The organism is Kitasatospora cystarginea (genome assembly GCF_039533515.1).
In the GTDB taxonomy this organism is placed as follows: domain Bacteria; phylum Actinomycetota; class Actinomycetes; order Streptomycetales; family Streptomycetaceae; genus Kitasatospora; species Kitasatospora cystarginea.
Genome location: NZ_BAAATR010000052.1, coordinates 44,393 through 50,564, shown reverse-complemented (window position 1 = coordinate 50,564; position 6,172 = coordinate 44,393). Strand labels below are relative to the sequence as shown.

Annotated in this window: 5 protein-coding genes and 1 pseudogene; 3 read left to right on the top strand and 3 right to left on the bottom strand. The window is 69.7% G+C overall.

All coding sequences use genetic code 11. From position 1 onward, the window contains the following. Positions 1–385 precede the first annotated feature (385 nt). Positions 386–469 (top strand): annotated as a pseudogene (locus tag ABD369_RS41350) (DUF6841 family protein); the annotation flags it as partial. Between the two features lie 27 nt (positions 470–496). Next, the gene (locus ABD369_RS35645) at positions 497–2,200 is read left to right on the top strand and encodes an NAD-dependent malic enzyme (RefSeq protein WP_344640791.1); all 1,704 of its coding nucleotides are present in this window, start codon (positions 497–499) and stop codon (positions 2,198–2,200) included. Positions 2,201–2,272: 72 nt separating this feature from the next. Here ABD369_RS35645 and ABD369_RS35640 read toward each other — a convergent pair whose 3' ends face one another. Together ABD369_RS35640 and ABD369_RS35635 are read right to left on the bottom strand one after the other, a co-directional pair. Beyond that, positions 2,273–2,548, bottom strand: a complete 276-nt coding sequence (locus tag ABD369_RS35640) for an isoamylase early set domain-containing protein (RefSeq protein ID WP_344640789.1) — start codon at positions 2,546–2,548, stop codon at positions 2,273–2,275. Positions 2,549–3,096: 548 nt separating this feature from the next. Further along, positions 3,097–3,969: an MBL fold metallo-hydrolase gene (locus ABD369_RS35635; protein ID WP_344640788.1), complete on the bottom strand. Its 873-nt coding sequence runs from the start codon at positions 3,967–3,969 to the stop codon at positions 3,097–3,099. Between the two features lie 472 nt (positions 3,970–4,441). On the opposite strand from ABD369_RS35635, the gene ABD369_RS35630 reads away from it, so the two are divergent. After that, positions 4,442–5,191, top strand: coding sequence for a dienelactone hydrolase family protein (locus tag ABD369_RS35630; RefSeq protein WP_344640787.1), 750 nt, complete (start codon positions 4,442–4,444; stop codon positions 5,189–5,191). 264 nt (positions 5,192–5,455) lie between these two features. Here the strand turns inward: ABD369_RS35630 and ABD369_RS35625 are convergent, their stop codons facing one another. After that, positions 5,456–6,028 (bottom strand): GNAT family N-acetyltransferase, encoded by a 573-nt coding sequence (locus ABD369_RS35625; RefSeq protein ID WP_344640786.1) that lies wholly within the window; start codon positions 6,026–6,028, stop codon positions 5,456–5,458. Positions 6,029–6,172: the final 144 nt, after the last annotated feature.

The window sequence follows — 6,172 nt, the reverse complement described above, 5'->3', positions numbered from 1 at the left end:
CCGAGCGGTGGGGGACCAGGTACACGGCTCGCGGCAAGGTCATCTGGTCCGAACAACCACTGACCGCGCCCGAGTTCCAGTTCGAGGCGATGCTGCTTTGACCATCGCCTGCCCGGCCGGTTCCGCGCGTACCCCGCCGCCGGCCGCACGCCGACCGAGGTCTGGCCGGACGACTCGGGACCCGGCCCCCGACGAGGCGGACGGTCACGCCAATCGGCCGGGAGCCGGTCGAGCGTTGCCGTCGCTCGACTCGCCCCACCATCAGGTGCGCCATAGCATGGCCGCTGTGAAGGTCGCGATTCTCGGCGACTACCAGAGTGCCGCTCTCGAGTGCGCTGACTGGTGCCGTTCCTGTACGGCCGTGCCGGGCTGAACGAGCTACCACAATGCCGGAGCAGCGACCGAGGTGATCTGGTCCCGTCGTCGTTCGGATCACGGTGAAATCGAGCGTATCGCCGTTCACTCCGAGACCGCTCGGGAGACAGTCATGAATCCGATGCCGACCCGGTGGAATGCCCGTCATCAGCGCTGGGACACGGCGGCCAGGGGCCGGGCCGTGCTGGCCGATCCCCGGCTGAACAAGGGCACCGCCTTCACCCGGGACGAACGGCAGGCGCTCGACCTCGTCGGCCTCCTCCCGCCGCAGGTGCTCACGATCGAGCAACAGTCCTCCCGCGCCTACGCGCAATTCCGGGCACAGCCCGACGACTTGGCCAAGCACGTCAACCTGACCGCCTTACACGACCGCAACGAGGTGCTGTTCTACCGGCTGGTCAGCGAGCACCTGGACGAGATGCTGCCGATCGTCTACACCCCGACCGTCGGCACCGCGATCGAGCGCTACAGCTCCCAGTACCGGAAACCCCGCGGGGTCTACCTGTCGGTCGACGCGCCCGAGGACGCCGAACGCTCGCTGCGGGCCACCGGACTGGGACCGGACGAGGTCGACCTGATCGTCGCCACCGACGGCGAAGCGATCCTGGGCATCGGCGACTGGGGGGTGGGCGGCATCAACATCTCGGTGGGCAAGCTCGCCGTGTACACCGCCGCGGGCGGCATTGATCCGGCCCGCACCCTCCCCGTCGTGCTCGACGTGGGCACCAACCGCAAGGAACTGCTGGACGACCCGCTCTACCTCGGCAACCGCCACCCCAGGGTCGACCGGGAGACCTACGACGCCTTCGTCCAGACCTACGTGGACACCGCGACCCGGCTCTTCCCCAGCGCCCTGCTGCACTGGGAGGACTTCGGGCCGGACAACGCGCGGCGCATCCTGGCGCGCTACCGCGACAAGATGCTCACCTTCAACGACGACGTCCAGGGCACGGGCGCGGTGAACCTGGCGGCGGTGCTCTCCGGCGTGCGGGCGAGCGGCACGTCGCTGCGGGAGCACCGGGTGGTGATCTTCGGCGCGGGCACGGCGGGTGTCGGCATCGCCGACCAACTGCGCGACGCGCTCATCACCGACGGCCTGACCCCGGGCGAGGCCACCCGTCGGATCTGGTGCCTCGCCCGGCACGGCCTGCTCACCGACGACACGACTGGCATGCGGGACTTCCAGGCCCCCTACGCGCGCACCGCGGACGAGGTGGCCGACTGGGCGCGCGACCCGAAAGTCGGCGGCATCGCACTGGCGGAGGTCGTGCACCGGGTCGAACCGACCATTCTCATCGGCACCTCCGGCCAAGGCAGCGCCTTCACCGGTCCCGTCGTCCGCGAGATGGCCGCATCCGCCCGACGTCCGATCATCCTGCCCATGTCCAACCCCACACCGCTCGCCGAGGCAACGCCCGCCGATCTGCTCGCCTGGACCGACGGCCGCGCCCTGGTAGCCACCGGCAGTCCCTTCGCACCAGTGAGTCACGATGGCACCACCCACCAGATCGGACAGGCCAACAACGCGCTGATCTTCCCCGGTCTCAGCCTGGGCGCCATCGTGGCCCGAGCCACCCGCATCACCGACGGCATGCTCACCGCCGCGGCCCACGCGGTCGCCGCACAGGTCGACCCGACCGACCCCGGTGCGCCGCTCCTACCACCCACCCGGCAGCTGAGGGAGACCTCAGCCGCCGTGGCCACGGCAGTCGCCCGCAGCGCCGCCCACGACGGGGTAGCTCGCGCCACCATCGGCGACGAAATCGAGAATCAGGTCCGCGCAGCCATGTGGCAGCCGAACTACCGACCCGTACAGGCGATCTGACCGCGGAAACCGGCCTCCGTGCGGGGCGGCCACGCTGGGCGGCGCGCCGCCGCCGCCCAGCGTGGCCCGCCGTCAGGTGTGCAGCAGGCTGTTCTGTCCGTCGTGGCCGTCTGCGCCCTCGTCGTCGAACCAGTAGTCGCCGTGCGCGAGGTAGCGGAACGAGATGTGCTCATGACGCGGCAGGGTCACCGTGACGGCTCGTGTGCCGTCCGGGCGGGGCCGAAGCGGGTGCCTGCCGGGCGTCCACCGGTTGAAGTCGCCGACCACGCTGGTCTCGCCAGCGGGGTGGTGAGCAGGCAGGACGAACGTGACGTCGATGGTCTTTCCGGACTTGGTGCGTTCCAGCATCGTCTTGGGCTCCTTGAGAAATGGGATCGGCAGATACGCCTGCGCCGATCATCACCCCGCCGTCCGCCGGCCAGCACTTGGCGATACGCCACCCGCGCGGGGCATTACCCCGCCCGGCGCACAGCTCTGGCGATGTCGTGGTGCCCTGCCCTGCCAGGAGCAGCCGGTCGTAGCGCACGGCGTGCTGCCGGTCCTCGCTATTCGTCCAGCTGACCTGCTGCCAGCGTGTTCTCGCCGGCCAGGTTCGGTGAATTCCAGGCGAGGCCCGCTTGGTCCGCTCGTCGGTTCTTCAGCAACTTGCCAAGCACTGCCATGGGTTTCTCCTCGTCGGGATGGTGCCGGGGCGGGCCACAGCCGCCGGGTGTCCGCGGGTGCGAGCAGGGGCTCGGCGAAGCGGCAGGTGGTCTCGGCCGCTCCGACCTCCGATCTTGGAGGTGGTCGTGGGGCGTCGTCCGGGAGTGTTCCTCCGGCCGGTGAGCACCGACGGTTGTAGCGGGCCGGGGGAGCTCGCGCTGCAGTTGTTCGTGGGGCCATCAGACCCCTGCAGCTCACCACTGATGTGCCGTGAAATCGATTGTTTGCGGCTGCAGTCGACGTGTGCGAGCGGTCAGCGCACGCAGCTGCTCGGCCATCTCCTCGGGCGCCAGGTGCTTGCGGTCGCCGTGCCCCGGCAGCACCCACTCGAAGCGCAGCAGGGGCGCGGTGCTGGCCAGGGAGGCGGCCAACGCCTCGATGGAGTACCAGGTGACGTGCTCCGCGACGGCCAGCGCGGCCTTGGTGCGCGACCAGTAGATGCTGTCGCCGCTGAAGCAGTACCGCTCGTCGGCGACGTAGAGGACGCTGCCCTCGGTGTGGCCCGGGAGCGGGTAGGCGATCACGCCGTCGGCGATCTCGGCGGGCCCGGTGCCGCGCAGCACGCGGTCGGCGTCGGGCGCGGCGGCCAGGTCGCCCTCGTGGATCCACAGTCGGGCACCGAACCGGTCCGCGTACTGGCCCCCGTGCGCAGCATGGTCCCGGTGGGTGAGGAGAACGTCGGTCACCCGCCCCAACGCCTCATAACGGGAGGCGAGTTCGCCCGACCAGCGAGGCGTGTCGACCATCATCAGGGTGCCGAACGGCCGTCGGAGGAGATAGGAGTTGGCGGCGGCGGTGTGCCGGGAGTTGTGGCCGCAGAGCAGCACGTTCTCGTCGAGTGCCAGCGGGAACGGGTCCACCTCGCCGTTGAGCGGGCCGGAGCGCCGGCGGATCGAGCGGGTGTGACAGGCGAATGCGGCGGCGTTCAGTCGGGCGAGGTCGGCGGCGTCACGCGGCTGGCGCACCATCTCGGAACGCCCGTCGACCTCCTTGATCAGTCCGGGCGCGAGCTGCCGCGCCGCATCGCAGTTGGTGCATCGGTCGTTCACGTACCAGTCGTCGCCCATGGCGGTGCCCCCGGGATTTTGGAGTGGGTCGGTGACGGGCCCGACGGGCCTCGTACTCCAGAAGTAGCCCGAGCCAGGGGGAAAGTGGAAGGGGGTTTGGATCTTGTAGTTCGGCGGGAGTGCTGCTCTGGCCGGGGCTCGCGTTGAGCGGTCTGCGAATGACGGTCCACCGGAAGCCGCCAGAGAGCGCGTCGACCGGGTTCAGGATCCGAGGCGTTGGCCGAGATCGTTCTCGCGAAACAGCGCTGTGGACCGGGGTGATGGCATCGGCTTTGTCGGGTGGGCTATGTTGTGCGGCATGACTACCGGGACGGCATTGCGCCACACACGGATTGGTGACCCGGTGCTCCTCTGAGTGCCGTACGGGCCGGTGTGGGCCCGCTGTTCGATCGAGGATCCGGCGCTGCTGCGCGGGCCCCGCCTCCGTCGTGTTGATCACAGGCTCGACACGTCAACCACGACAGGAGAATTCATGCCCACCAAGACGCTGCCGATCCCCACCGCGGACGGCCGGGCCGACGCTTTCGCCGCCTTCCCCGACCGTGGCGAGCGGCACCCGGGGGTGCTGCTGTACACGGACGCCTTCGGCGTGCGGACCGAGCTGGAGGAAAGGGCCCGCGAACTGGCCGAGCACGGGTACTACGTGCTCGTCCCCAACCTCTACTACCGGCACGGCCCAGCGCCGGTGATCGAACTTCCCGAGCACATCGGAGAAGCGATCCGACCCGCGGTCATCGCCCGGTTGATGCCCTTGATCGAGGCGCACACCACCGAACGGGTCCTGCGCGATGCCGACGCCTACCTCAGGTTCCTCACCACCCAGCCCGAGGTCAGCGCCGGACCGGTCGCCGTGATCGGCTACTGCATAGGCGCCGCCTTGGCGATGCGCACCGCGGCGGCCCACCCCGACCAGGTGGCCGCCGTCGCCGGATTCCACCCAGGCTTCTTGGTCACCGACGCGCCCGACAGCCCACACCGCCTCGTCTCCACGCTCACCGCGCGAGTCCACCTCGGCCTCGCTGAAGGCGACATGTCGGCCAAATCCATCAGCGAGCTCAACAGGGCCCTGGACGCCGCAGGCGTCGGCTACACCACCGAGATCTACCCCGGCACCATCCACGGCTACACCATGTCCGACACCGACGCCTTCAACCCCTCCGCACTGCAGCGCCACTGGGACCGTCTGCTCCCCCTCCTCGACCGCACCCTGGCCAACAGCTGAGGCTCCGGCCCGGAAACCGAACCTGAGGTACACGGCTCCGGAGTCCCAGGGGTGGTTCGAAGTCGGTGAGGGCGCAGCCCGCCCTCACCGACTCGGGAGCCATCGGAGAGCCTCTTGTCGGCTCACCCGATCCAGCGACAGCACCGCACCTGTTGCACACGGTAATGTCCGGCCGCACTGACGCTGAGCTGCACAAAGCCGTCCCGACTCGCCTCGCGCCACGCCTCTGCTCCAGAGAACCGCTGTTCCGCGCTGCAGCTGGTCTCAACGGCCCTCAGCGGCCGGGTTGTCCGCCTGGTGGCGGGTCAGCCGCCAGATCTGGTCCTCGCCGGATTCGGCCGGAGCGAGACGCTCGGCGGGGCGGCGCAGGCGTTCGCTGAAGCCGAGGCGGGCCGGGACGGCGCCGCTGGCACGGTTGGCCGGGTCATGGACGACCTCGACGTAGTCGACGTCAGGGAGGCGGAAGGCTTGCGCGATCAGAGCGCGCACGGCCCGGGTGGCCACTCCCCGGCCGGTGGCGGCGGGGTGAAGCCAGTAGCCGATCTCGCGGCCGTTGTCCGGGGTGTCGTCACGCCGGAAGAGCTGGCAGGCGCCGACGATCGCGCCGTTCAGCACGATCGCGTAGGTGAACTCCTCACCACTCGCCCAGCCCTCCGCGCGGCGGGCCAGGAAGTCGGCGGTCTTGGCCAGGCTGTGCTCACCGACCCATGCCATCCACGGGCGCAGGTGCTCCAACGACTCTTCGATGACCCGGAAGAGTTCCGGAAGGTCTGCCTCGCCGTTGAAGCGGCGCAGCGTCAGGTCGTCCAGCTCGATCACCTGCTGTGGAAGGTCCATGCCAGGAGGATCGTATGCGGCCGCTGCCGTCGGCAACGTGATTTCGAACTCCGCAGCCCCATCGGTAATGGCGCCCGTCTCGAGGGTCGGCTGAGTACCGGATGGCCCCGGTTCCGCGACGTACAGTTCCCTGGGTACGTGGTC